General features: G+C 58.5%; 1 rRNA gene. It reads left to right on the top strand.

Annotated features, from left to right (window positions below):
* Window positions 1-439: ribosomal RNA gene (locus tag QMF38_RS11445) — 16S ribosomal RNA — on the top strand; the annotation flags it as partial.

Here is a 439-nt window from a genome sequence, read left to right as displayed (position 1 = left end):
CAGAGATGTACCTTCCCTTCGGGGCAGAGGAGACAGGTGGTGCATGGTTGTCGTCAGCTCGTGTCGTGAGATGTTGGGTTAAGTCCCGCAACGAGCGCAACCCTTGACCTGTGTTACCAGCACGTAGAGGTGGGGACTCACAGGTGACTGCCGGCGTAAGTCGGAGGAAGGCGGGGATGACGTCAAATCATCATGCCCTTTATGTCCTGGGCTACACACGTGCTACAATGGGCGGTACAACGGGAAGCGAAGCCGCGAGGTGGAGCCAAACCCAGAAAGCCGTTCGTAGTTCGGATTGCAGGCTGCAACTCGCCTGCATGAAGCCGGAATTGCTAGTAATCGCGGATCAGCATGCCGCGGTGAATCCGTTCCCGGGCCTTGTACACACCGCCCGTCACACCACGAGAGTCGGCAACACCCGAAGTCGGTGAGGTAACCC

Origin of the sequence: Alicyclobacillus hesperidum subsp. aegles (assembly GCF_027923525.1) — a bacterium.
GTDB lineage: Bacteria > Bacillota > Bacilli > Alicyclobacillales > Alicyclobacillaceae > Alicyclobacillus > Alicyclobacillus aegles.
Note: the sequence above shows the minus strand (reverse complement) of the source record. Positions and strands in the feature narration are given on the sequence as shown.